Annotated in this window: 22 protein-coding genes and 1 pseudogene; 12 read left to right on the top strand and 11 right to left on the bottom strand. The window is 73.2% G+C overall.

Annotated elements, in window-relative coordinates:
• The first annotated feature begins 354 nt into the window (after positions 1–354).
• Entirely contained in the window at positions 355–852 is a 498-nt protein-coding gene (locus tag EV374_RS14520; RefSeq protein ID WP_486485754.1) for a PT domain-containing protein, read from the top strand.
• A 141-nt stretch (positions 853–993) separates the two neighbouring features.
• Positions 994–2,235 carry an ATP-binding protein gene (locus tag EV374_RS14515; RefSeq protein WP_132235528.1) on the top strand — a complete coding sequence of 414 codons (1,242 nt, stop codon included), beginning with the start codon at positions 994–996 and terminating at the stop codon, positions 2,233–2,235.
• Positions 2,236–2,261: 26 nt separating this feature from the next.
• Here EV374_RS14515 and EV374_RS14510 read toward each other — a convergent pair whose 3' ends face one another.
• Complete coding sequence (locus EV374_RS14510) at positions 2,262–2,816, bottom strand: GNAT family N-acetyltransferase (protein ID WP_132235583.1); 555 nt, start codon at positions 2,814–2,816, stop codon at positions 2,262–2,264.
• A 125-nt stretch (positions 2,817–2,941) separates the two neighbouring features.
• Between EV374_RS14510 and EV374_RS14505 the strand changes: the two genes are divergently transcribed.
• Positions 2,942–3,487, top strand: coding sequence for a DoxX family protein (locus EV374_RS14505; RefSeq protein ID WP_132235526.1), 546 nt, complete (start codon positions 2,942–2,944; stop codon positions 3,485–3,487).
• Positions 3,488–3,702: 215 nt separating this feature from the next.
• A complete protein-coding gene (locus EV374_RS14500; protein WP_132235524.1) occupies positions 3,703–5,145 on the top strand; it encodes a glycosyltransferase 87 family protein in 1,443 nt (480 codons plus the stop codon).
• A 16-nt stretch (positions 5,146–5,161) separates the two neighbouring features.
• On the opposite strand, the gene EV374_RS14495 is transcribed toward EV374_RS14500, so the two are convergent.
• The 4 genes from EV374_RS14495 to moaC all read right to left on the bottom strand — a co-directional run bounded on the left by EV374_RS14495 (position 5,162) and on the right by moaC (position 7,908).
• The gene (locus tag EV374_RS14495) at positions 5,162–5,611 is read right to left on the bottom strand and encodes a molybdopterin synthase catalytic subunit (RefSeq protein ID WP_132235522.1); all 450 of its coding nucleotides are present in this window, start codon (positions 5,609–5,611) and stop codon (positions 5,162–5,164) included.
• Positions 5,608–6,867 (bottom strand): molybdopterin molybdotransferase MoeA, encoded by a 1,260-nt coding sequence (locus EV374_RS14490; protein ID WP_132235520.1) that lies wholly within the window; start codon positions 6,865–6,867, stop codon positions 5,608–5,610. Before EV374_RS14490 ends, EV374_RS14495 begins: the two co-directional genes overlap by 4 nt.
• Positions 6,868–6,949: 82 nt before the next feature.
• Entirely contained in the window at positions 6,950–7,420 is a 471-nt protein-coding gene (locus EV374_RS14485) for a MogA/MoaB family molybdenum cofactor biosynthesis protein (protein ID WP_121399159.1), read from the bottom strand.
• Positions 7,417–7,908, bottom strand: a complete 492-nt coding sequence (gene moaC / locus EV374_RS14480) for a cyclic pyranopterin monophosphate synthase MoaC (protein ID WP_132235518.1) — start codon at positions 7,906–7,908, stop codon at positions 7,417–7,419. Before moaC ends, EV374_RS14485 begins: the two co-directional genes overlap by 4 nt.
• Before the next feature lie 786 nt (positions 7,909–8,694).
• Between moaC and EV374_RS14475 the strand changes: the two genes are divergently transcribed.
• The 5 genes and pseudogenes from EV374_RS14475 to EV374_RS14455 all read left to right on the top strand — a co-directional run bounded on the left by EV374_RS14475 (position 8,695) and on the right by EV374_RS14455 (position 14,441).
• Positions 8,695–11,199 carry a putative bifunctional diguanylate cyclase/phosphodiesterase gene (locus EV374_RS14475; protein WP_486485748.1) on the top strand — a complete coding sequence of 835 codons (2,505 nt, stop codon included), beginning with the start codon at positions 8,695–8,697 and terminating at the stop codon, positions 11,197–11,199.
• A gap of 65 nt (positions 11,200–11,264) precedes the next feature.
• Positions 11,265–12,589, top strand: a pseudogene (locus EV374_RS14470) (glycosyltransferase 87 family protein); the annotation flags it as partial.
• Positions 12,579–13,211, top strand: coding sequence for a phosphoribosyltransferase (locus EV374_RS14465; protein ID WP_132235514.1), 633 nt, complete (start codon positions 12,579–12,581; stop codon positions 13,209–13,211). The pseudogene EV374_RS14470 and the gene EV374_RS14465, both read left to right, overlap by 11 nt.
• A gap of 22 nt (positions 13,212–13,233) precedes the next feature.
• Entirely contained in the window at positions 13,234–13,641 is a 408-nt protein-coding gene (locus EV374_RS14460) for a TFIIB-type zinc ribbon-containing protein (RefSeq protein ID WP_132235512.1), read from the top strand.
• Between the two features lie 119 nt (positions 13,642–13,760).
• A complete protein-coding gene (locus EV374_RS14455) occupies positions 13,761–14,441 on the top strand; it encodes a maleylpyruvate isomerase N-terminal domain-containing protein (RefSeq protein ID WP_132235510.1) in 681 nt (226 codons plus the stop codon).
• Positions 14,442–14,456: 15 nt separating this feature from the next.
• Here EV374_RS14455 and dnaB read toward each other — a convergent pair whose 3' ends face one another.
• Positions 14,457–15,848 carry a replicative DNA helicase gene (gene dnaB, locus EV374_RS14450; RefSeq protein WP_486485753.1) on the bottom strand — a complete coding sequence of 464 codons (1,392 nt, stop codon included), beginning with the start codon at positions 15,846–15,848 and terminating at the stop codon, positions 14,457–14,459.
• 410 nt (positions 15,849–16,258) lie between these two features.
• Between dnaB and EV374_RS14445 the strand changes: the two genes are divergently transcribed.
• On the top strand, positions 16,259–17,851 hold the full coding sequence (locus tag EV374_RS14445; RefSeq protein WP_132235506.1) for a hypothetical protein: 1,593 nt from the start codon (positions 16,259–16,261) through the stop codon (positions 17,849–17,851).
• 262 nt (positions 17,852–18,113) lie between these two features.
• Here the strand turns inward: EV374_RS14445 and rplI are convergent, their stop codons facing one another.
• The 4 genes from rplI to rpsF all read right to left on the bottom strand — a co-directional run bounded on the left by rplI (position 18,114) and on the right by rpsF (position 19,768).
• The gene (gene rplI, locus EV374_RS14440) at positions 18,114–18,560 is read right to left on the bottom strand and encodes a 50S ribosomal protein L9 (protein WP_089002825.1); all 447 of its coding nucleotides are present in this window, start codon (positions 18,558–18,560) and stop codon (positions 18,114–18,116) included.
• Positions 18,561–18,574: 14 nt separating this feature from the next.
• Entirely contained in the window at positions 18,575–18,814 is a 240-nt protein-coding gene (gene rpsR, locus EV374_RS14435) for a 30S ribosomal protein S18 (protein ID WP_007073789.1), read from the bottom strand.
• Positions 18,815–18,855: 41 nt separating this feature from the next.
• Positions 18,856–19,395: a single-stranded DNA-binding protein gene (locus tag EV374_RS14430; RefSeq protein ID WP_207914185.1), complete on the bottom strand. Its 540-nt coding sequence runs from the start codon at positions 19,393–19,395 to the stop codon at positions 18,856–18,858.
• Positions 19,396–19,477: 82 nt separating this feature from the next.
• Entirely contained in the window at positions 19,478–19,768 is a 291-nt protein-coding gene (rpsF, locus tag EV374_RS14425; RefSeq protein ID WP_121397433.1) for a 30S ribosomal protein S6, read from the bottom strand.
• Positions 19,769–20,408: 640 nt separating this feature from the next.
• On the opposite strand from rpsF, the gene EV374_RS14420 reads away from it, so the two are divergent.
• Together EV374_RS14420 and EV374_RS14415 are read left to right on the top strand one after the other, a co-directional pair.
• Complete coding sequence (locus EV374_RS14420) at positions 20,409–21,200, top strand: deoxyribonuclease IV (protein WP_132235502.1); 792 nt, start codon at positions 20,409–20,411, stop codon at positions 21,198–21,200.
• Positions 21,197–23,590: a hypothetical protein gene (locus tag EV374_RS14415; protein ID WP_486485747.1), complete on the top strand. Its 2,394-nt coding sequence runs from the start codon at positions 21,197–21,199 to the stop codon at positions 23,588–23,590. Before EV374_RS14420 ends, EV374_RS14415 begins: the two co-directional genes overlap by 4 nt.
• Before the next feature lie 47 nt (positions 23,591–23,637).
• Here the strand turns inward: EV374_RS14415 and EV374_RS14410 are convergent, their stop codons facing one another.
• Entirely contained in the window at positions 23,638–25,140 is a 1,503-nt protein-coding gene (locus EV374_RS14410; protein WP_132235500.1) for a glycosyltransferase 87 family protein, read from the bottom strand.
• Positions 25,141–25,220: the final 80 nt, after the last annotated feature.

The following is a 25,220-nucleotide window of genomic DNA, read 5'->3' as shown; positions in this document are numbered from 1 at the left end:
CCGGCCACCCCGCAGTGGGGCCAGCAGGACCCGGCGTGGAACCAGCCCGCGCAGCCGCCGGCGCCGGAACCGGGCTACCCCCCGCCGCCCTCCTCCGGGGCCGGCTACCCACCGCCGCCCACCTCGGGGGCGGGCTACCCGCCCCCGACCTCCGGGGCCGGCTACCCGCCGCCCACGTCCGGGGCCGGCTACCCACCGCCCACCTCCGGGGCCGGCTACCCACCGCCGCCCGGGGTGCAGCCGCCAGCGGGCCAGGGGGGCTACCCGCAGGCGGGACCGTATCCGCCGGCCGGGCCGGCACCCACGCCGGGCAACCAGTGGGGCACCCCGCCGCCGGGGCCCGGCGGGTACGCGATGCCGCCGGCCGCTCCGCCCGCGAACAAGAGCGGTGGCAAGGTCGCGCTGATCATCGGCCTGGTGGCGGTGCTCCTGCTCTGCCCGTGCCTCGGCCTCGCCGGCTGGGGATTCTGGCAGGCCGGCGACGACGACCCGGTCGCGACCCCGACGGGGAACGCCACCGCCGGTCCGACGAGCCAGCCGACGAGCCAGCCCACGGGCCAGCCGACGGGCGAGCCCACGGACGAGCCCAGCGCGGAGCCGACCACCGCCGCACCGAGCCCCAGCAGGAAGGTGTTCGCCAAGGGCGACTGCGTGGTCAACGACGGCACGGCCAGCAAGGCCGAGCTGCGTAAGGTGCCCTGCGGCCCCAACACGTACGAGGTGCTCCTGCGGATCCCGGGTACGACGGACGGCGACCGGTGCAAGACCCGGGCCCCGGAGGCGACCGCGAACTACGTGCACGACAACTCGCTGGACTTCCTCGACTATGTGCTCTGCCTGAAGAAGCGCTGATTACCAAAACTAGGGCTGTCTAGCATGGACGCTAGACAGCCCTAGTTTTGTGTCGAGACCGATCCCCGTGCCCCGACACGCCGGTTGCCCCATCTACGGATGTCTAGTCCCCCAGCTAGACGGCCCGATACTGTGCGATGCGTGGATCCGGTCCGCAACCCGTACGCCCCGGGCGCCGGTCAGCGTCCCCCCGAACTCGCCGGGCGGGGGCGCGAGCTGGACGTCTTCGACGTCGTGCTGGAGCGCATCGCCCGGGGCCGGCCGGAACGCAGCCTGATGCTCACCGGCCTGCGCGGGGTCGGCAAGACGGTGCTGCTCAACACCCTCCGCTCCCAGGCGATCAACCACCTCTGGGGCAGCGGCAAGATCGAGGCCCGACCGGACCAGTCGCTACGCCGCCCGATCGCCGCCGCGCTGCACATGGCCGTCCGGGAGCTGGCACCCCGGCACCGCGCGCCCGACCGGATCGACGCCTTCCTCGGTGTGCTCAAGGCGTTCGCCCAGCGGACCGCGCCGACCGGTCGCGGCACCGCCGCCCCGAAGCTGCGCGACCGGTGGCAGCCGGGCATCGACGTGCCCGCCGCCACCGGCCGCGCCGACTCCGGCGACATCGAGATCGACCTGGTCGAGCTGCTCACCGACGCCGCCGCGGTGGCCGCCGACGTCGGCACCGGCATCGCGATCTTCATCGACGAGATGCAGGACCTCGGCCCGGAGGACGTCTCGGCGCTCTGCGCCGCCTGCCACGAGCTGTCCCAGCTCGGCGCGCCGCTGATCGTGGTCGGCGCCGGGCTGCCGCACCTGCCCGCCGTGCTCAGCGCGGCCAAGTCGTACTCGGAGCGGCTCTTCCGCTACCAGCGCATCGACCGGCTCGACCGGATCGCCGCCGACCAGGCGCTCTGCGCACCGGCCGAGCGCGAGGAGGTCGAGTACGAGCAGAAGGCGCTCGACCTGCTCTACGAGAAGTCCGGCGGCTATCCCTACTTCGTCCAGGCGTACGGGAAGGCGACCTGGGACCACGCGCCCCGCTCGCCGATCACCGCCGCCGACGTACGGGTCGCCGCGCCCGAGGCCGAGGGTGAGCTGGCCGTGGGCTTCTTCGGCTCCCGCTTCGAACGAGCCACGCCGGCCGAACGCGAGTACATGCGGGCCATGGCCACGCTGTCCCTGGTGGAGGGCGAGGCGGACGGCGGGGGCCGCGACGACATGGACGCCGCCGTGCCGACGGCGGAGATCGCCCGGGCCCTGGGGCGCAAGCCGGCCAGCCTCTCCCCGGCCCGGGACGCGCTGATCAAGAAGGGGCTGATCTACTCCGGTGAACGCGGCACGGTCGCCTTCACCGTCCCGCACTTCGGCCGCTACCTGCGTACCCAACCGGCCTGACCGGCCACGACGAGCCGCGACGGGCGTCAGACCTTGGACCAGGGCGGCGGGAAGAGCACCTCGCCGCGCGGCGGCGGGCCCTCGCCGCTCGTGGCCGGCGGCAGCACCAGCGCCTGCCAGGGGTCGCCGAGACCCGACCAGGGGCTGGTGAGGCCCATCCGGTCCGCCCGGCCGAAGCCGAACCGGTGGTAGTAGCCCGGGTCGCCGAGCACCACCACCAGCCGCTCGCCCAGCTCCGTGGCCGCCTCGATGGCCGCCTGCACCACCGCCGTGCCGAGCCCGATCCGCCGCCGGTGCGGCGCGACCGCCACGGGGCCGAGCGCCAGCGCCGGCGCGGTGTGGTCGTCGGACTTCACCCGGACCCGGGTGAGCAGGGCGTAGCCGACGATCTCGCCGCCGTACTCGGCGACCATCGCCAGCTCCGGCAGCCAGGCGTCGCTGTCCCGCAGCTCCTCGACCAGCCCCACCTCGGGTGGCGTGGTCACGTCGGGGCGGGCGAACGCGCCGGCCAGCACCCGCCGGACCGCGCCGGTGTCGGCCGGGTCCTCGGGTCGCAGCCGCAGCGTCGTCACGCGGGGCACGTTACCCCTCACGGGCCGTCCATCAGCGACGGTCGCTCGAATCGGCGTGGCGCGAGGTGCACGGCCACCGATCCGGATCGGCGGTTGCGGGGGTAGCCGGGCCGACGACGGGGTATGACTGACCCATGAAACCCGTGCGTTCCCTCGCCCGCGCCATGCTGAGCGGCATCTTCGTGGTCAGCGGGTTCACCAACCTCCGCAACCCCGGGCGGCTGGTCCCGGCGGCGAAGCCCGTGACGGACCGGGTGACCCCGCTGCTGGAGAAGGCCGACCCCCGCATCCCCACCGACACCGAGACGCTGATCCGCGTCAACTCGGCGGTGCAGGTCGGCGCCGGGCTGATGCTCGCCACCGGCCGGTTCGCCCGGCCGGCGGCGCTGGTCCTGGCCGGCACGCTGGTCCCGGTGACCCTCGCCGGGCATCCCTTCTGGAACAACGACGACCCGGCGACGCGGCGCAACAACCAGATTCACTTCCTGAAGAACCTCGGCCTCTTCGGCGGGCTGCTGCTCGCCGCCGCCGACACCGGTGGCAGGCCGGGGCTGCGGTGGCGGACCGGTCACCGGATCGGCCACTCCCGACGTTCCGTGCAGCGAGCCGTCCGTACCGCCCGCAGGGAGGCCCGAATCGCCGTACGATCGGCAGCGACGGCCCGTCGACTGCCTGGCTGACCTGCGTCGATACCTCCCCCCGCCCGGGCCTTCACGTGTCAACGCCGCGAATCACCTGAACCACCCGACAGGCGTTAACGCGGTGGAAATGTCAAAAACATGTGTGGGATCGGACACGGTCGCATAACGCGGGAGGCATTAACGTGAGGCGCCGTTCTAGGCTCCGTGCAGGACCTGGACGGGTAGGACGACCTTGGTACGGGGGTGGCCACGCCATGCCGGCGACCGTCGGAAGACGGGTGGACCGCCTCGCCCCAGTCCGTCGCGTAACGCGTGGGATCGATCGTAGGACAGTCGTACGGGCTGGCATCGTGGCCGCCGTCGCCTATGCCGCATGGCTCGCCATCGGTGCTTTCGGGCGGCCGTACAACTTCTTCGACATGAAGATCTACCACGGCGCGGTGGTGTGGTGGGCGAGCGGTCACGAGCTCTACGAGTTCATCGCACCCGGCACCACCCTGGGTTTCACCTACCCGCCGTTCGGTGGTCTGGTGATGCTGCCGATGGCGCACCTGCCGGTCGAGCTGGCCGGGATGGTCAACGCGCTCGCCAGCATCGCCGCCCTGGCCGTCGTGCTGGCCGGGCTGCTCCGCCCCATCGTCGACCGGCTCGGCTGGCCCCTCTGGTTCACCGTGGGGATCGCGACGCCGCTGGCGGTTGCGATCGAGCCGGCCCGGGAGACCCTCGGCTACGGCCAGGTGAACCTGCTCCTCTTCGCACTGATCATGGCCGACCTGATCGGCCTGCGCTGGCGGGCCCGCCGGGGCACCCACATCCCCCCGACCGACGGCCCGCTGCTGCGCTTCGTCTACAGCGGGGCGTGGGCCGGCGTGGGCATCGGCCTGGCCACCGCCGTCAAGCTGACCCCCGCGCTGTTCATCGCCTACCTGATGATCACGCGGCAGTGGCGTGCCGCGACCACCGCGATCGGCACGGTGATCGCGGTGACCGTCGGTTCCTTCGCGGTCGTCGGCACCGAGTCGCGGGCCTACTTCGGCGGCGTGCTCTGGCAGACCGAACGCGTCGGGGCCGCCGACATGACGCCCAACCAGTCGCTGGCGGGGCTGCTGGCCCGGCTGTACGACTCGATCGAGACGCCCGGCCTGCTCTGGCTGGCGTTCTCGGTGCTGATGCTGGCGGTCGGCCTCTCCCGCGCCGTCAACGCCCGCGCCGACGGCGACGAGCTGACCGCGTTCACGCTGGTCGGCCTCACCGCCAACGTGATCAGCCCGATCTCCTGGACGCACCACCTGGTCTGGGTGATCCCGGCGATCATCGTGCTGGCCGACGCCGCCGTACGCCGTCGCGAGGCCAGCCGCGGGTTGGCGCAGCGGGCCGGCCAGGGCGGGTACGGCGGGCCGCCGGGGGTGACGGGGCTGCGCCCGCCGATCTGGTACCCGACGCTGACCGGGCTCCGGCACGGCGTCGCCGCCGTCGGGCTCTACCTGCTCTTCCTGGTCTCCCCGATCTGGCCGTACGAGCACCAGCTCCCCGAGGTGTCGCACTACCAGGACGGCCTCTTCGGCGCCCTGATGGAGAACTCGCTGGCGCTGGCCCTGATCCTGCTGGTCGCCGCCCTGCCGTGGCGCCCCGGCGCCGAGCCGGCCTTCTACGCCGACCGGTTCGGCCGGCAGGCCGCGCCGAGCCTGCGCCGCTGACCGGGTGGGCGGCCCCTCAGGGGCAGTTCACCCACTCCTCGGTGCCGTCGGCGAAGACCTGCCGCTTCCAGATCGGCAGCCGCGCCTTGACCTCGTCGACCAGTCGGGCGCAGGCCGCGAACGCGGCGGCCCGGTGGGCGGTGCTGACGGCCGCCACCAGGGCCGCGTCGCCGATGGCGAGCGGGCCGACCCGGTGCGACACCGCGACCGCGTACACGTCCGGGTCGGCGGCTATCTCGGCCGCGACCTCGCGCAGGATCCGCCCGGCGCTCGGGTGGCCCTCGTACTCCAGGCTGGTCACCGCGCGGCCGTGGTCGTGGTCGCGGACCACCCCCTGGAACGAGACGACCGCGCCGGCCCGGCGGTCGGCGACCGCCGCCTCGTGCGCGGCGAGGTCGAGCGGCCCGTCGGTGACCTCGCCGAACGTCGTGGGCCGGCCCGCCGCGTCGGCCGTCGGCGTGGTCACCACGCACGCTCCCCGGGCAGCAGCGGCAGCGGTACGACCGGCACCCGGTCCCCCGGCTCGCCGGAGGTGCCGGGGCGGATGACGGCGAACCCGTCGGCGCCCGCCAGCCCGCGCAGCATCGCCGAGCCGACGTGCCGGACCGGGTGGGCGGTGCCGGCGGTCCGGTCCAACCGGACCAGCGCCAGGTGGGTGTACCCGCCCCGGTCGCGCACCGGCTCGGCGAGCGTGGCGTGCGGCAGCACCGGCATCGGGCGGCCCGCCAGACCGGCCAGCAGCGGGGCGACAAGCGACACCAGGGCGACGATGGCAGACTGCGGGTTGCCGGGCAGCCCGGCGACGAACCGGACCCGGCCGTCGGCGTCGGCCAGCCGCGCCAGCAGCATCGGGAAACCGGGCCGCACGGCCACCGTGTTGACCACGTAGTCGGCACCGAGCGCCTCCAGCGCGGGATGCAGGTGGTCGACCGGCCCGTGCATCGTGCCGCCGGTGGTGCACACGAGGTCGGCGGTGCTCAGCGCCGCGCGCAGGGCGGCCACGTGCGCGGGGAGCGTGTCCGCCACCGGTCCGACCACGTCCGACGGGCGGACCAGGCAGCCGTACCGGCGCAGCCAGGCCGGCACCGCCGGCCCGAGCGCGTCGCGCACCCGACCGGCGCCGGGCGGGCCGGCGGTCAGCAGCTCGTCGCCGAAGACCAGCAGCGCGGCGCGGGGCTGCCGCCGTACCAGCAGGCTGTCGTGCCCGCAGGAGGCGGCCAGGCCGATCAGCGCCGGGTCCACCGGCGTGCCGGCGGGGAACAGTTCCTCCCCGGCGTACGCCTCCTCGCCCGGCTCGCGCCACTCCGGCGCCGGCCGCGGCGTGCCGTCGACGAGGCCCTCCGGCGTACGACGGGACTCCTCCACCCGCAGCACGGCCGTGGTGCCCTCCGGCACCATCGCGCCGGTGGCGATCTCGACGGTCGTCCCGTCGTCGGTCAGCGGGGCCGGGGTGCCGCCCGCCAGCACCCGCCCGACCGGCCGCCACGGCCCGGTGCCGCGCACGGCCCAGCCGTCGACGCTGGAGGTGGGGAAGGCGGGCAGGTCCGTACGGGTGGCCAGCGGCTCGGCGAGGGTGTGCCCGTCGATCTCGGCGAGCGGCCGACTGACGGCGGGGAGCGCGGCGGCCAGGCCGACCGCGTACACCCGGGAGCGGGCCTCCTCCCAGCCGGCGGGCGGGGGCGCGGTGGCCGGCTCGGCGGCCGGGGCGGTTTCCGTGCTCACCGGCCGAGCCTAACGGTGCGGCATGCCGGCCGCGCCGTCAGCGGCGCCGCGCCCACCGGTTGGTCGCTGCCCTCCCGCGACGTCAGTGGTCGCCGCCGCGGAGCTGGTCCACGGCGTGGCGGAGGATCGGCCCGAGCACGGCGAGGCCGTCCCTGGCCCCGCCGGTCGACCCGGGCAGGTTGACCACCAGCATCCGGCCGACGACGCCGGCGAGCCCCCGGGAGAGCGCGGCGGCGGGTACCTTGTCGCGGCTGTGCGCCCGGATCGCCTCGGCGATGCCGGGGATCTCGTGATCGAGCAGCGCCCGGGTCACCTCGGGGGTGCGGTCGGAGGGGTTGATCCCCGTACCGCCGCTGGTCAGCACCACGTCGATCCCGTCGGCCAGGGCGGCGCGCAGCGCCTCACCCACGGGCTCGCCGTCGGGCACCACCACCGGCCCGTCCACCTCGCAGCCGAGGTCGCGCAGGCCCGCGACGAGCAGGGGGCCGCTGGTGTCCGCGTACACCCCCGCCGCGGCGCGGTTGGACGCCACGACGACCCGGGCCCGGATCACGGCCGCTCCTGCGGACGGACCCACAGGTCGGTCTTGCCGCCCTCCTTGCGCAGCACCCGGACCGCGTCGACGCTGGCCGCCGGGTCGACGGCCTTGACCATGTCGACGAGCGCCAGCCCGGCGACGGCCACCGCGGTCAGCGCCTCCATCTCCACGCCGGTGCGGTCCGCCGTCCGCGCGGTGGCGGTGATCTCGACGGTGTCGTCGGTGAGCGTCAGGTCGACCGTGACGCCGTGCAGGGCGATGGGATGGCAGAGCGGGATCAGGTCGGGGGTGCGCTTCGCGCCCATGATGCCGGCGAGGCGGCCGACCGCCAACGCGTCGCCCTTGGGCAGCCCGTCGCGGCGCAGCAGCTCGACGACCTCGGGCGTGGTGCGGAGCCGGCCGGCGGCGACGGCCAGGCGGCCGGTGACCGCCTTCGCGGAGACGTCGACCATGCGGGCCGCGCCCGCCGGATCGACGTGGGTGAGCTGCGCGGGATCGGTCACGCTCGCGAGCCTATCTTTCCGGTACGGGTGCACGGGGGTCACCGGTGCGAATTCGGAACGCGTTTCCGGCCCGTTGTCCCGCGGCCGTTTCGATCCCACTTCACGGACCGGACCGATAGCCCTCCCTTCCCGGTGGACGGTGGCTCGGGAGGCCGTCCCGGAACGACGGGACGTCATTGACTCCGCAACGCCACCGAAGCGATCATCACCATCACGAGAATCTTCCGGCCACATCGATCGGGCGGCAACGGGCAACGTACGGAGTGCATCTTGCTCCGGTCGTTCCGTGACCTCGTCGGGGGCGGCGGCAGGCCGTAGATGGTGACGGAACCACCCGGGCGGATGGGCGTACCGGCACGGAAGCGGTGGCCTCGACCACGCGAGGTGCCCGGCACACGGACCACCACCCGGTGCCACGCCGTCGGCCGCTGCAAACTGCACCGTCGCGTCCGATGCGCCGATGCCGCCACCGGTTCATTATCTAGCGTTAACCGGAAGTCGATAGAAACACAGCACTGAGTTCCCGGCCAGAAGCAGAAAGTCACGCCACAGGGCACGGTTCTCATCCATTGCCCATAGTCACATATATCCCTCCATAATTGGCCGAACCGCACTTAGGCTGTCGGCGTCGCGGAACACAGCCGCGCAACGGCCAACGCGAAACCGGGGAGGGATAGCGATGTCGGCACACGAGTGGAACTGAGGATTGTGGCTGGCGCGTGACCGCGGGTAATCTTGGCGTGCTTTGCAGTCGGAAGCAGTCGGGATGCCGTGACACGACTGAACGTGGGCAAGACAGAGGCCGAGCGGCGGCTCACGCTGCACGTCGGCCTCGTCTGCGTTGCGGCCGCCATCGCGGCCGCCCTGTGTCTCCGCGAGCTGACCCGGCTGGACTGGTCACGCAACCACCTGACGCTCTCGCTCACTCTGATCTGTCTGGCTCTCCTCGCCATGACGATCAAGTGGCGGATCCGGATCCGCGCGACGGTCCACGCGATCTCCTGGAGTGAGACAGCGATCATCCTGAGCCTGGCGGTCGCGCCAACTCCGCTGGTGATCCTGACCACCGGCATCGGGGTGGCGATAGCCCAGTACCTCGCCAAGCTCCCGCCCCTGAAGGCCGCCTTCGGAGTGGCCAAGACCATGCTGCTGGCGGTGGGCGGCGGAGCAGCCCTCCACGCGACCGGAGGATCGCCACCGATCACCGACCTGTGGCCGGCCCTCGGCCCGATCGGGGTCGCCTACGCCGTCACGGTGGTCCTCGACGAAGTGCTGACCCTCCCGGTCATCGCACTCGCCACCGGCACCCGGCTCAGGCAACTCTTCCGCGAGGGCCTCGGGCTGCGCCTGACGAGCGCGCTGGCGCGCTTCGTCCTCATCGTCACCACGCTGTTCATCCTCCACGGGGACCCCCGGCTCCTGCTGGCGGTGCCGCCCCTCGTACTCAGCCTCCACCTGCTCTACTCCAACCAGGTCAAGGCCCGCACCGAGCAGCAGGCGTGGCAGCGGCTGGCCCGCACCACCGACGCGCTCAACGTGGTCGACCTGGACAAGGTCCTCACCACGGCGGTCACCCAGGCCGCCGAGCTGTTCTCCGCCGACGAGGTGGAGATCGAGCTGCGCGACGGTGGCCGGACGGTACGCGGCGGTGCCGTCGCCATCACGTACGACGGGCCGGCCGGCGAGCCGACCGCCGTGGACGGCACCGTGGTCCCCGCCGCCCTGGAGGGGCACGACCGGACGGTCGACGTGGGCGTACTGCGACTGCGGTTCCGGGGGCCCGTGCAGCTCTCCGAGCGGGAGCAGTACACGCTGCGCACCTTCGCCTCGGCACTCTGCACAGCGGTGCGCAACGCGCAGGCGTACGCCGAGCTGGCCCGGGTCGCCGACGAGCACGCGTACGCCGCCACCCACGACGCGCTGACCGGGCTCGCCAACCGCCGACACCTGCTCGACCAGGGCACCGAACAGCTCGACACCCGGCACGCCGACGGGGTGACCGCGCTGGTGCTGATCGACCTCAATCACTTCAAGGAGGTCAACGACACCCTCGGGCACGCCGCCGGGGACCACGTCCTGGTGCAGGTCGCCGAGCGGCTGCGCGACGCCGCCCAGGAGGGGGACCTGGTGGCCCGGCTCGGCGGCGACGAGTTCGCCGTACTCCTGCGGGGTCTGCCGGCCCCCGCGGTGGCCGCGCACCGCGCGGAGACCCTGCTCGCCACGCTGCACGAACCGTTCGACCTCGACGGCATGCGGATCAGCGTCGAGGCGAGCGGCGGGATCGCCGCCGCACCCGCCACCGGGGGCATGCCGGAGCTGCTGCGCCGCGCGGACGTGGCCATGTACCAGGCCAAACGGGCCGGTCAGCGGACCTCGACGTACGCACCGACCCGCGACACCGCCGACCTCGGCCGGCTCACCCTCGGCGGCGAACTGCCGCGCGCCGTCGCCGACCACGAGTTCACCGTCAACTTCCAGCCCATCGTCGACCTGGGCACCGGCCGGGTCACCGGCGCGGAGGCCCTCGCCCGCTGGCACCACCCCACCCACGGGATGATCGACCCCCTGCGCTTCCTGGAGGCGGTGGAACGCTCGGGCCTGCTCCCCGCCTTCGCCGAGGCGATCCTCGACCAGGCCCTGCTCGCGGCTGGCAGCTGGCGGGACGCCGGCTTCGACGTGCCCGTGGCGGTCAACGTGTCGCCGCGCAGCCTCCTCGACGCCCGCTTCCCGGGCTCCGTGCTGGCCCGGCTGCGGGCCCACGACCTGCCCCCCGACCGGCTGGTGCTGGAGCTGACCGAGACGCTCACCCTCAGCCAGCTCGACGTGGTCGACCGGGTGCTCAGCCGGCTGCGCGACGAGGGGGTCCGGCTGGCGCTCGACGACTTCGGCACCGGCTACTCCTCCCTGTCGCTGCTCTCCCGCATCCCCGTGCACGAGCTGAAGATCGACCGGAGCTTCGTGACCGCCATGGAGACCTCCGCCGAGGCCGCCGCCGTCATCCGCTCCACCCTCGACCTGGGCCGCAGCCTCGGGCTCGACGTGGTGGCCGAGGGCGTGGAGAGCGAGCCGCAGCGTCGGGCCCTCTGGGAGCTGGGCTGCACGGCCGGCCAGGGGCACCTCTTCGCCCGGCCGGTGCCCGCCGGCACGCTCCTCGCGGCGTTCCGGCGCGGCTCCGGGGGCAGCCCCGGCACCCTCGCCCCTCCGCTGCACGACGCCGGAGCCGTGATCCGGCTCGCCCCGGGCCGCCGGCCGGGCGGGCGCGGCCGCACCGACCGCCACCTGCCCGCCTGACGCGGCGGCAGGCGCCCTCCGCCCACCTGACGCGGCGACGCGCACCTGCTGCCAGACTGGCCCGCGTGACCGCCGCCCCGACCGCCCGCCGCCGTGGCTGGCAGCGCCTCGACTCCGCCGCCGGCGGCCTCGCCCTCGACCTCGGCCTGTACGCCGCGTCGGCGGCGTTCGCCGCGATCACTGCCGCCACGTCCACCCTGCTCCCGCACCGGGCCTGGGGCGCCGTCGCCGCCGTCGGATACCTCCTCGCGGCCCTCGCCGCGACCGGCCAGCTCCTGCTGCGGCGGCGCGACCCCGCAGCGCCGCCGGCCGGGCTGCGGGCCCGCTGGGCGGTCACCGGGTTCGCCTGGTTCGCCACCGCCCTGCTGCCGCTGGCCTGGCAGAGCATCCAACGGGCCGGCGGACGCACCGACCGGGCGCAGGAGGAGGTGCTGGTCGTCGAGGAGTCCGGCCGGCGGCTCGTCGACACCGGCACGCCGTACCTCGGGCACGACGCCATCGCCGCTCTGCCACCCGGCGAACAACTGCTCGGCTACACCCCCTACCAGCCGGGAATGGCACTGTTCGGGCTGCCCCGGGCGGCCGTCGACGCCTGGTGGACCGACGCCCGCGTCTGGTTCGCCGTCGGGACCGCGCTGGCGCTCGCCCTGGCCGTCCGCGCCCTCACCCGCGGCGCACGCCGGAGGGCGGACGACCACACCGGCGCCGCCCTGCTCCGGGGCGTACAGGCCGCCACCGTCCTCCCGATCTGCGCACTCACCCTCGCCACCGGCGGCGACGACCTGCCCGTACTCGCGCTCTGCCTGCTCGCCCTCGCCCTCGCCGCCGCCGGTCGGCCGGGCCGGGCCGGTCTCGCGGTCGGCCTGGCCGGGGCGCTGAAGCTCTTCGCCTGGCCGGTCGCCCTCGTGCTGATCATCTGGGGGCTGACCCGGCGGGCCGGCCTGCGGGTCGCCGCAGGCGCGATCGGCGTGCCCGCCGCCGCGCTGCTGCCGGCCCTGCTCGTCGACCGCGACGCGCTGGTCGAGAACGTGCTCCGCTTCCCGCTCGGGCACGGCCTGGTGACCAGCCCCGCCCAGTCGCCGTTCCCCGGCCACCTGATCGCCACCGCGCTGCCCGCCGGCCGCGCCGTCGCCGTCGCCCTCCTGCTCGCCGCCGGGCTGGCCATCGCCGTCCGGCTCGCCCGCCGCCCGCCCCGCACCGCCGTCGCCACCGCCCTGATCTGCGGGTACGGCCTGCTCGCCGCGATCCTGCTGATGCCCACGACCCGCTTCGGCTACCTGCTCTACCCGCTCGCCCTCCTCGCGTGGGCCCCCGCCCTGCACGCCCCGGTTTCCGCGAACCGGCGGGCGGAGGCCGGCGACACGGCGTAGACCTGAGACATGACCACCTACCGCGACCGCGAAGAGGCGGGCCGGACGCTCGCCGAACGGCTCACCGCACTCATCGGCGCACCGGACGTCATCGTCCTCGGGCTGGTACGCGGCGGCGTGCCCGTGGCCCGGGTGGTCGCCGAGCGGCTCGGCGCACCCCTCGACGTGCTGGTCGTCCGGAAACTCGGCATGCCGTGGGCGCCCGAGGTGGCCTTCGGCGCGCTCGGCCCCGGCGGCGTGCGCGTCCTCAACGACGTCGTCGCCAGTCGGCTCACGGAGGACGACGTCGCCGAGGTCGTCCGCCGCGAGGAGGCCGAGCTCGAACGGCGGGAACGGCTCTACCGCGCCGGTCGGCCGCCGCTCGACCTGACCGGGCGCACCGCCGTGATCGTCGACGACGGCCTGGCCACCGGGGCCACCGCCCGCGCCGCCGTCCAGGTCGCCCGTCACCTCGGCGCCCGCCGGGTCGTGGTCGCCGTCCCGGTCGGCTCGCAGGAGGCCTACGAGATGCTGGCCGCCGAGTCCGACCAGGTCGTCTGCGCCCAGCACCCGCCGGAGTTCATGGCGGTGAGCACCTACTACGAGGACTTCCACGAGGTCGCCGACTCCGAAGTCACGGAAGCGCTGACAGCGACTGCGTGACCTGACCGGGTACGGTCGGAGGATGAGCCTGACCTGTCCCAAGTGTCACGGAGAAATGCGCCAGTACGAGCGCAGCGGCGTCACCATCGACCAGTGCGGCGAATGCCGGGGGATCTTCCTCGATCGCGGTGAGCTGGAGAAGCTGTTCGAGGCGGAGGCCAACTGGAGCCGCCAGCAGGGCGCGGCCCCGGCACAGCCCACCCACCAGCAGGGCGGCTACCCCGGCCAGCCGAGCCACCAGCAGGGCGGCTACCCGCCCCCGCCGCCCGCTCCCGCCCCGCACCAGCCGGGCTACGGCGCCGTCCCGCCGCCGCCCCCGCCGGTGCACGGCTACCCGCCGGCCCCCGCCTACGGCCAGCAGCACCACGGCTACCACGGGCACTACAAGCGCAAGAAGCACAAGAGCTTCCTGGACGAGATGTTCGGCTGAGCCACTCCGTCGACCGGGCCGGCGCCTCGACCGGCCCGGTCACCCGTGGTTCGGTTCCACGCCCCGGGCCAGCGCCGTTCGCCGTGCCGAGCGGCGGCGGCCGTGCGACGCTGCGCACCATGACGCACCGCGGACGGCACCTTGCGCTGGCGCAGGCCTACGACGGGATCACCCGCGTCGTCACCGACCTCGACGACGCGGACCTGCAACGGCCCACCCGGTGCCGGGGGTGGCTCGTCGCGGACCTGCTGTTCCACGTGCTCTGCGACGCCCAGCGAGCGCTGGTCGCGCTGGCCAGCCCCGCCGAGGGCCCGGCCGACGTGGACGACGTGACCTACTGGCGCGCGTTCCCGTCCGAAGGGGACGACGAAGGCGCGCGGCACGCCTGGTGGGCCCGCCGCTCCGCAGCCGCCTTCGACCGACCCGGCGGGATCGTCCGGCTCTGGACCGAGACCGCACCCGCCGCCGTACGCGCCGCGGGCGCGGCCGATCCCGACGGCCACGTGACCACCCAGGGGCACGTGCTGCGGGTGCCGGACCTGCTCGCCACGCTGACCACCGAGGCCGTCGTGCACCACCTCGACCTGGTCCTCGACCTGCCCGACGCGCCCCTGCCCGGGGTGCTGGCCACGCGGGTCGCCGTGACCACCATGGACGGCCTGCTCAGCGACGACGCCGTCCGACCGGCCGCGTGGAGCGACGCGGAGTACCTGCTCAAGGCCACCGGCCGACTGCCGCTCACCGACCGCGACCAACTCGAACTCGGCGAGGTCGCCGGCTGGTTCCCGCTGCTGGGCTGACCGGCACGGCCGTCCTCAGACGATGGCCATGTCCACGAAGCGCGACAGGTGGAGCTGTGCGGCCACCGTCACCGTGTCGGTCGGACCATTTCTGTGCTTGGCAACAATAAAATCCGCCTCCCCGGCACGCGGCGACTCCTTGTCGTAGTAGTCGTCGCGGTGCAACAGGATCACGACGTCGGCGTCCTGCTCGATCGAACCCGATTCACGCAAATCGGACAGCTGCGGTCGCTTGTCGGTGCGCTGCTCCGGGCCACGGTTCAGCTGACTGACCGCGATCACGGGGCACTCCACCTCCTTGGCGAGCAGCTTGAGGCCACGGGACAGGTCCGCGACCTCCTGCTGCCGGCTCTCGGTGCGCTTCGGAGAGGTCATCAGCTGGAGATAGTCGACCACGATCAGCTTGAGGTCGTGCCGCTGCTTGAGCCGGCGCGCCTTGGCCCGGATCTCCATCAGGTTCATGCTCGGCGTGTCGTCGACGAAGAGCGGCGCCTCACTGATCTCGCCCATGCAGCGGGCGAGCTTGGTCCAGTCGTCGTCGGAGAGCTGGCCGCTGCGCAGGACGTGCAGGGGCACGCGCGCCTCGGCCGACAGCAGCCGCATGACGATCTCGACCTTGCTCATTTCCAGCGAGAAGATGGCCGACGCTTGATTTGCCCGAATTGCAGCGTTTCGGGCGAAATCCATACTTGCTGTCGATTTGCCTAACCCAGGGCGTCCGGCAACGATCACCAGCTGCCCCGCGTGCAGGCCGTTGAGCAGCCGGTCCAGGTCGGTGAAGCCGGTGGGGACGCCGGTCATGACGCCGCCCTGGGCGCCCACCGCCTCGATCTCGTCCAGTGTCGGCTGGAGCATGTCGGCGAGTACGGCGAAGTCCTCGCTGACGCGGCGCTCCGTGACGTCGTAGACCGCTTGCTGGGCGAGGTCCACGATGTCGTCGACGTCGCGGCTGCCGCCCTGGCTCGTGCCGTAGCCCAGCTGCACGATCTTGGTGCCGGCCTCGACCAGGCGCCGCAGGACCGCCCGCTCGCTGACGATCCGGGCGTAGTACGCCGCGTTCGCCGCGGTCGGCACGCTGGCGATCAGCGTGTGCAGGTAGGGGGCGCCGCCGATCCGCACCAGATCCCCGGAGTCGGCCAGGGCCGCCGCCACGGTGATGGAGTCCGCCGGCTCGCCCCGGCCGTAGATGTCCAGGATGGTGTCGAAGATGGTGGCGTGCACCGGCCGGTAGAAGTCGTTGGTCTTGAGGATCTCGACGACGTCGGCGATGGCGTCCTTGGAGAGCAGCATGCCGCCGAGGACGCACTGCTCGGCGGCGACGTCCTGCGGCGGGGTCTTGTCGAACTGGCCGTCGCGCTGCGGCGGCGGGGACGCCTGCCCCCCGCCCGATCGCGAGTCCGTCCGCATGTCGTCGGTGACCGACACGGGTCCCCCCTCCACTGCGTCGGAACCGGATCCAGCCCTGTCGCCGGGATGGACAACCTCGACCTGCCGGTCGATCGGGGGTCATCGCACGACCGGTCGGGGGCCAACCATACGGAACCCGAGGTCAGCCCCTCAACTACGTCGGTGGACGAGCCTCGGGACAACCTGTGGACGCCGGGGGACAAGCATGTGCGCAGGGTGTGCACAGCCTGTGGACAACGGCTGGGGAATTCTCCGCCGCAAGGCGCTGAGCTGCGGAAACACAATCCCCAGCCTGTGGACGGCAAGTTTTCGGTCGAACTGCGCGGTCGAACGTCCCGTACTATCTCCAGCGAACGGCTACACCTGCACAGCGGATTGCGCCATCGGTTGAGAAGGGTCACGCTCCGGCCGTGAGTAACCGGGACTGGGGACGCGGAGATGGCGGTCCGCGCGAGCCGGTCGCCCCCTGGGACGATCCCGCCGACCCGGCTCCGGTCGATCCCTACGAGCGCGGTCCCGCGCGGCACCGCACGCCGAGCCGACGCCGGGCCGTCGAGCGCGGGCAGCGGGAGCCGGTCGACAGCTACCTGCCGCGTTGGGCCCTGGAGTCGGGGATCCGCAGCGCCGACGGCGGTGGCCGTCACGCCGCGCCCGACGACGAGGTGGGGGTCGAGGCCGAGCGACCGCACTCCGGTGCCTGGCGGGCCACGGAGACCACGAGCAGCTGGCACCGGGTCAGCGAGACGAGCTGGCGCGAGACCCCGGCGATCGGCGCGGCCCCACAGTCGGAGCACACCGGGGAGTGGACGTTCGACCGTCCGCAGGAGCGGGGATACTCCGGGCGGCGGCGGGCCGAGGACGACCCCGTCTCGGGGTCGGCGCCGCCGAGCCGGCCGAGGCGCCTGCCGTCGGAGCGCCCGCAGGTCGTCTGGTCCGGCCTGGAGGAGGCGGACGCGTCCGGGTCCGTACCGGATGGGGAGGCCGAGCGGCCGGCCCGCCGGGGCCGGCGGGCGGCGGAGGACCGCCCCGCCGTCGATCCCTGGGACCGGGAGTCGCACCTCGCCGCGTCCGAGAGCACGCCCTTCCTTCCGGCGGTGGACGCGTGGGACGCGTCGGGTGTGCACGCGTGGCGCCCGGCCGGTGAGGTCGACCGCTGGGACCACGCCGACACCGGCCGGTGGGACCGGGCCGACGACACCGGCAGTTGGGACCGGAGCGACGGTACGGGTCGGTGGGGCCGGACCGACGGTACGGGTCGGTGGGACCGGACCGACGGCACCGGTGAGTGGCGCCGGTCCGACGACACCGGTGCGTGGGAGCGGTGTTCCGACGACGGTGGGTGGGACAGGACCGCGCCGGGTTCCGGCGGGGGCGCCGTGCAGGAATGGCCCTGGCCGGGGCGGGACGACCGGAGCGAGGGTTTCTGGTCGGGCACCCGGCTGGCGGGCGACGATCCCCGCTGGATGGACCCGTCGACGTCGGCGCCCCGGTCACCCGTGGTGCCCTACTCCGCGCCGCGGCCGCGGCCGGCGCCGCGTCGGCGCGTGTCCGAGCCGGTCGGTGCCGCGACGACGTCGGCCGTACGCCGTCGGGCCGGGACCGCCGGGGCGAGGGCGTGGGGCCGTCGTATCGAGGACGACCTGCTCGATCCCGATCCGGGCGGGCCGTGGCGGTCGCTGCTCTACACGGTCGCGTGCTATCTGGTGCCGGTGGCGCTGATCTTCGTCTGGTTGCTGACCCTGGACGGGCAGGTGCCGGCGGGGTGTGTCACCGACATCAGCGGAGGCGGTTGCGACTCGCCCCGGGCGCGGGCGCTCGGCTCGCTGGCAGCGGGCCTGCCGCGCTTCGGGTTGGCGCTGGCCAGCAGCCTGGTCGTGGCGCTGCTGCTGCGCCGGGTCGGGACGACGTGGCGTTCGGCCAGCGTCGCGCTGGCGGCGGCCGTGGTCGGCGGCGGTCTCTCGACGGTGATGATCAGCGCGGTGACGGGCCAGCCGATCGGCTGACAAGCCGTGATCGTCGAGTGCTGGGCCCCGGCGCGGATCAGCGCAACCGTACGATGATGGTGCCGCTGCTCGCCGAAGGCACCGGCCGGCTTGTCGGCTGATGATCAGCGTGGCCGCCCGGTGGCTGACGCGCCGCCGCCCTGGTAAGCCCGCACCGCGACGAGCTGGCCGACGGCACGGGCGGGAGAGTACGCCGCAGGCCGTACACGAACAGGGCCCGCACCGGTCGGTGCGGGCCCTGTCGCGGTGCTCGGGTGAGGTGTCAGCCCTGGACGACGTTGAGGTCGAACTTGGCGGTCACCTCGGGGTGCAGCTTGATCTGCACCGGGTAGGAGCCGGTCGACTTGATGGGACCGGACAGCTCCAGCCGGCGACGGTCGAGGACCGGACCACCGGCGGCCTTGACGGCGTCGACGATCTCGGTCGGGGTGACCGAGCCGAAGAGCCGACCGCCGTCGCCGGCACGGGCCTTCAGGTTGACCTTGAGGCCCTCGAGCTGGCCCTTGACCTCGTTGGCGTGGCCGAGGTCGCGGATCTCGCGGGCCGAGCGGGCCCGCTTGATGACCGTGACCTGCTTCTCCGCACCCTTGGTCCAGGCGATCGCGAAGCCCTGCGGCAGCAGGTAGTTACGGCCGTAGCCGTTCTTGACCTCGACGATGTCGCCCGGGGCACCGAGGCCGGACACCTCCTGAGTCAGGATGATCTTCATATCGGTGCCTCCTCTCAGCGGGCCGTGGCCGTGTACGGCAGGAGCGCCATCTCACGGGCGTTCTTGACCGCACGGGCGATCTGCCGCTGCTGCTGCGAGGTCACGCCGGTCACCCGCCGAGCGCGGATCTTGCCGCGGTCGGAGATGAACTTGCGCAGCAGCGCGGTGTCCTTGTAATCGATGTAGGTGATCCCGTCCTTGTCGAGCGGGTTCACCTTCTTCTTCGGCTTGCGAAGTGCAGCGGCCTTGGCCATTGCTCGTGCTCCTGGTTTGCGATCGCGGGCGCTCGGCGCCATTAGAACGGGGGCTCCTCGTCGAAGTTGGCGCCACCCGAACCACCGCGCGAGGGTGCCGGTGCAGCCGAGGCCCAGGGGTCGTCGAAGTTGCCTCCGCCGCCGCCCTGGCCACCTCCACCACCACCGCCGCCGAAGCCGCCGCCACCGCCGCCGGAGCGGGACATCTTCTGCACCTTTGCCGTGGCGTAGCGCAGCGACGGGCCGATCTCGTCGACCTCGAGCTCGATGACGGTGCGCTTCTCGCCCTCGCGCGTCTCGTACGACCGCTGACGCAGCCGGCCCGAGACGATCACGCGGGCGCCCCGCTGGAGCGACTCGGCGACGTGCTCCGCCGCCTGCCGCCACACGGTGCACGCCAGGAAGAGCGGCTCGCCGTCCTTCCACTCGCCGGAGGCCTTGTCCATGAACCGGGGCGTCGAAGCGACCCGGAACTTGGCGACCGCCGCACCGGACGGGGTGAACCGCAACTCGGGGTCATCGGTCAGGTTGCCGATGACCGTGATGGTGGTGTCTCCTGCCATGACCATCTCCTCGCGCACTCATCAAGTTCTGCCGTACAGGCTTCCAGAGCCCTCCGACAGTGCCGATGAGGCTGATCCGGGTGGACCGGGGTTGAATGCTTTAGCGCATCTCCGGCCGGATGACCTTGGTGCGCAGCACGGACTCGTTGAGCCGCAGCTGACGGTCCAGCTCGGCCACCGCTGCGGGCGTCGCCTGCAGGTCGATGACGGCGTAGATGCCTTCGGCCTTCTTGTTGATCTCGTACGCGAGGCGCCGGCGGCCCCACACGTCCGTCTTTTCGACCGAGCCACCCGCGGTCCGGATCACGTTCAGGTACGTGTCGAGCGACGGGGCGACGGTGCGCTCCTCGAGGCTGGGGTCGAGGATCACCATGACTTCGTAATGACGCAAGACGTGCTCACCTCCTGTGGGCTAAGCGGCCACGGTCCTTCCGTGGCAGGAGGTCGTGCGTCGTGGCCCGCGCCGGTTCCGGGGGAACCCGGCCGTACGCGGACAACCGGACCAGGATACCCGGTCCCGACGATCATGCCCGGGGTGGTCGGCGGGGCCCTTCCGCCAGGCGAGGCGACGGGGGCCCGCGTCGACGTCACTGTCGATGCGAGCCCCCGTACACGAGGCCGCGGGGCGTCCCGTCCGCATTCCTTGGGTGGGACCTGGGGAGGAACGACCACACCGATGAGGTTGGACCGGAGACGCCCCGCGGAGCTTTATCGTGTTGTTACCTGACGTTACAACGGCTCTTGCCCCTTGTCGGGGGAAATGGCGGAATTCTCCGACAAATTTCCCGATGAGCCCGGTTCCCTCTGGGCGGGCCCCCGCCGCGCCGGGCCGCGCGACGGGGGTGCCCCCGCTCTCGGGCGGTTCGACGCGCCTCCGGGACTGGCCGACCAGCGGCCGTTCCGGGCCGGCTGCGGCAACCGTGGATCCCACTCGCATCAACGACCGCCGACGCCGGGAGGTGACGCGAGGGACGGCGAGTTCGCCACCGCCGTCATCCCGGCTGTCGGCGACGCGACGTAGGCTCCCCTGCATGCGTATCGGAGCCCACGTCGATTCGACCGACCCGGTGGCGGAGGCGACCGCCCGAGGGGCCGAGGCCGTGCAGTTCTTCCTCTCCGACCCTCAGGGGTGGAAGGCGCCGAAGCCGCGGGAGGACGCGGACCGGCTGCGGGCCGCGGGCGTCGACCTCTACGTGCACGCGCCGTACGTCATCAACGTCGCGACCCTGAACAACCGGATCCGGATCCCCAGCCGCAAGCTGCTGCTCGGGCACGCCCAGGCGGCCGCCGCCATCGGCGCCAAGGGGCTGATCGTGCACGGCGGGCACGTCAACGCCGGCGACGACCTGGCCGTCGGCTTCGACAACTGGCGCAAGACCTTCGCCTACGCGGCGGACTCCGGCGGCTTCGGCGTGCCCGTCCTGATCGAGAACACCGCCGGCGGTGACAACGCCTGCGCCCGGCGGCTCGACGCGCTCGCCCGCCTCTGGGACGCCGTCGGCGATCACGAGGTGGGCTTCTGCCTGGACACCTGCCACGCCCACGCCGGCGGCGAGGAGCTGCTCGGGCTCGTCGACCGGGTCAAGGCGATCACCGGCCGGATCGACCTGATCCATGCCAACAACTCCAAGGGCGCGTTCAACTCGGGTCAGGACCGGCACGACAACCTCGACGGCGGCACGATCGACCCGGAGCTGGTGGTGGCGGTCATCCGCGCAGCCGGCGCACCGGTCATCGTCGAGACCCCGGGCGGGGTCGACGGTCAGGGCGCCGACATCGCCTTCCTGCGCGACCGGCTGGGCACGGGGAGCCCGGCGGCATGACGACCGAGCAGTCCGCCTCCGGCAGCCCCCGTCCCGACGCCGCCACCGAGAAGGCCGACGCTGCCGGGAAGACGGAAGCCGCCGGAAAGATCGACACGACCGGCACCACGACCGGCCCGGCCGCCGCCAGAACCACCGGGGCCGAACCCAGGACCGGCGGGGCCCGTTCCAAGGCCGGCGCAACCGAGCCCGAGGCCGGAGCGGCCGAGCCCAAGGCCGGTGGAGCCGAGCCCAAGGCCGGTGGAGCCCGGTCCGGTGCCGGCGCGGCCCATGCCGAGGCCGGGGCACAAGGCAGGGCGGTCGGGGCCGACGGAACCGGCGCGACCGAGACGGGGAACGGTAAAACCGACGCCACGGCGGGCGGGGCCGACAAGACCGCAACCAAGGCGGGCCGGGACGACGTCAAGGCCGGCTCAGCCGACAAGGACGACGCCAAGGCGGGCTCAGCCAGCAAGACGGACGCCAAGGCGGGCAAGGACGACGCCAAGGCGGGTGCAGCCGACAAGGCGGACGCCAAGGCGGGCTCAGCCGGTGCCGCCGGGGCCGGCGGCGAGGGCAAGGACGGCGACAAGGCGGCCGGCAAGAGCCAGGACGGGGGTGAGAAGGAGGGAAAGCCGGACCGGTGGGAGGCCTTCGCGTCCGCCCCCGAACCGGTGCCCTCCCGGCTCGGGCGCGCCGCGCGGGCGTTGGGCCGCCGGCTGATCCACGAGTGGACGCTCGCGACGCTCGCCTCGCTGGCGTTGGCCGTGCTGCTGACCTGGCCCACGCTGCGCTACCCGCGACACACCCTGCCGCAGGACTACTGGGACCCCAGCCTCCAGGCATGGCAGATGGCTTGGTCGGGGCACATCCTGCTGACCAACCCGGGGCAGCTGTGGCAGTCGAACACCTTCTTCCCGGAGTCCTGGAGCTTCGCCTTCTCCGACACCCTGCTCGGCTACGCCCCGGCCGGCATGATCGGCACCGGCCCCGAAGCCGCCGTGCTCCGCTACAACATCATGTTCGTGCTGGCCCACGCGCTCGCCATGCTCGGGGCGTACGCGCTGGCCCGTCAGCTCGGCGCCGGCCGGATCGGCTCCGCGGTGGCCGGGGCGAGCTTCGCGTACGCGCCGTGGCTGCTGGCCCAGGCCGGGCACCTGCACGTGATCTCCAACGGCGGCATCCCGCTGGCGCTGGCGATGCTCGCCCGGGGGCACGGCTGGTCGTTGCGGCACGGGTACCGTCCCGAGCGCCGGCACGACGGCTGGGTCTACGCCGGCTGGTTCGTGGCGGCCTGGCAACTCAGTCTCGGCTTCGGCATCGGGCTGCCGTTCGCGTACTTCCTCGCCGGGACCGTGCTCGTCGCGGCCGTCACCTGGTTCCTGCGGCGGTGGGTCGTCCGGCCGGTGAAGCGCCCGTTCGGCCGCCGGTTGCTGATCGCGGACCTGGTCGGCGGCCTGTTCTTCGCCGGCGTCGGCGGCCTGCTGGCCATCCCGTACTTCAAGGTGGCGGGGGCGCACCCGCAGGCGGAGCGTTCCATCGGCGACATCGGCGTCTACTCGCCGCCGGTGGCGGGCTTCTTCACGGCGCCCGCCGAGTCGCGGGTCTGGGGCAGCCTGCACGAGGGCGCGCGGGCGGCGCTGCCCTGGCACCCGGAGATGACCCTGCTGCCCGGCTTCGCGCTCTACGCGCTCGCCGCCGGCGGGCTCTTCTTCTCGGTGTGGAAGCTGCGCCACCGGCTGCTGCTGCTCGCCGGGGTGGTGGTGACGATGGTGCTCGCCATGGGCACCCGGTTCTTCGACGGCACCTTCACCTACGTGCCGCTGTTCGATCACCTGCCCGGCTGGAACGGCATCCGCACCCCGGGCCGGCTGATGCTCTGGACCACGCTGCTGCTCGGGCTGCTCGCGGCGGGCGCGGTCAGCGCGTTCGCCACCCGCGTCCGGGAGGTCTACGCGGAGCGGATCCCCTCCTGGCCGAGCCCGTGGCTGCGGCTGGCCACGCTGCTGCCGCTGGTGCTGGTGCTCGGCGAGGGGTTGAACGCCACGCCGCACCCGGTCGTGCCGACCCAACCGGCCGCGATGCGCACCGTGGCCGGGCCGCTGCTGGTGCTGCCGAGCAGCCAGAGCCTCGACCAGCCGGTCATGCTCTGGTCCACCAGCAAGTTCCAGGACGTGGTCAACGGGGGCAGCGGTTTCACCCCGCGCCAACTCGACGACGTACGCCGGGTGACGCTGGCCTTCCCCGATCAGACCAGCGTCGACTACCTGCGCGTCCTCGGCGTACGCAACGTGCTGCTGATGCGGGACCACATCGCGGGCACGCCGTGGGAGGTCACGGTGGACGCACCGGTCGACGGGCTCGGCATCACCCGCGAGGAGATCGGCGACGTGGTCGTCTACCGCCTCTGACCGGGTGCTCCCGGCCGTCGGGGTCGCCTCCGACGGCCGGGAACCGGTCAGGCGACAGGCGTCGGCTCGGCCGGCACCACCCGGCGGTGTCGCCAGCGGTCGAGCCAGGGTGCATCCCTGGTGCCGTTGAACACGCCACCGTCCGGATCGTCCGGATAGGTCTTGCGGACCGCGTCCAGTTCGGGGTTCAGGATCTCCCGAATGACCAGCACGCAGAGCAGCACGACGGTGGCGAGGCGCAGCGTCGACGCCAGCACGAAGACGCCCTCCGGGAAGACCGGCCGGCTGGTCGCCGCGCCGAGCAGCTCGCCGTAGAAGGCCACGAAGTAGCAGACCTCGGCCACCTGCCAGGCCAGGAAGGCGCCCCACTTCGGGCGGGCGAGCACCACCAGCGGCAGCAGCCAGAGCACGAACTGCTGCGACCACACCTTGCTGAAGATCAGGAAGGCGGCGACCACCAGGAACGCGAGCTGGGCGAGCCGGGGCCGGCGCGGGGCCAGCAGCCCCAGCGCGGCCACCCCGAGGCAGGCCAGCCCGAAGAGGGCGTACGACAGGGTGTTCAGCGTCGGGATGTTGGCGTTCAGCCACTCGAACGGCCCGAGATCGGCGGGGTTGGCGTTGCCGAACTTTCCGTCCACGTAGCGGCCGATGTACCAGAGGGTGCCCCAGTCGATGGGCCGGGTCGAGTTCAGCTCGAAGAAGCGGTCCCAGTTCTCCCGGTAGGGAATGGCGACCGGAAGGTTCACGAGGACCAGGGAGACGAGGGCCGCGCCGAAGGCGGTGAGGGCGGCGCGGAGCCGCCCGGCGCGCAGCCCCAGCACCAGGATCGGGCCGAGGATGAACAGCGGCCACATCTTGGCCGCCCCGGCGAGACCGAGCAGGACGCCGGCCGCCAGTGGTCGGCTGCGGGCCCAGGCGAAGAGGCCGAACGCGGCCAGGCCGATGGCGAGCAGGTCCCAGTTGACCGTGGCGGTGAGCATCAGCGCGGGGGCGAGCGCGAAGAGCGCGGCGTCCCATGGTCGGCGGCGGCGTAGGGCGAGGAGCACCGCCACGGTGGCGACCGCCAGCGCGCCGAGCACCAGCGCGTTGAGGTTGTAGAACCACATGCCCTGGTTGATTCCCGGGTCGTTCTGGCCGAGGGCGTGCACGGGCAGACCGAGGGCGCCCATGAAGTACCCGGTGAGCACCGGGTACTCGACGGGGTGGTCCTGGTAGGGCACCGCACCCTCGTTGAGCCGCTCGGCGTAGTAGAGCGCCAGCACGTCGGTGTAGCAGAACCGGGTGTACTGCACGTTGTTCTGCCAGGCACCGTCCTGGCAGGGCGACTTCTGCACCCAGTGCAACGCCAGGGTCAGGCAGACCAGGGCCAGGACGATGCGGGTCGCGGTCCAGAACCGGCTCTCCCGCCCGGCGGGCCGGTCCAGGGCGACGGCGTGGTCGCCCAGCGGGCCGCCGATCGCGCCGGAGACGCCCCGGACGAAGCCGTCGGAGCGGGACGGATGGTCAGGGGCACCGGCGTCGTCGATGCCTCGCGTCGACTGCGTGCTCATGAAGGTGCATCCTGCCGTACATCGGGCCTCCGCGTCCCCTCCCTCTCACGACACGTCGATACGTGAAACGCCGCCGGCGG

The organism is Micromonospora sp. CNZ303 (genome assembly GCF_004345505.1).
Note: the sequence above shows the minus strand (reverse complement) of the source record. Positions and strands in the feature narration are given on the sequence as shown.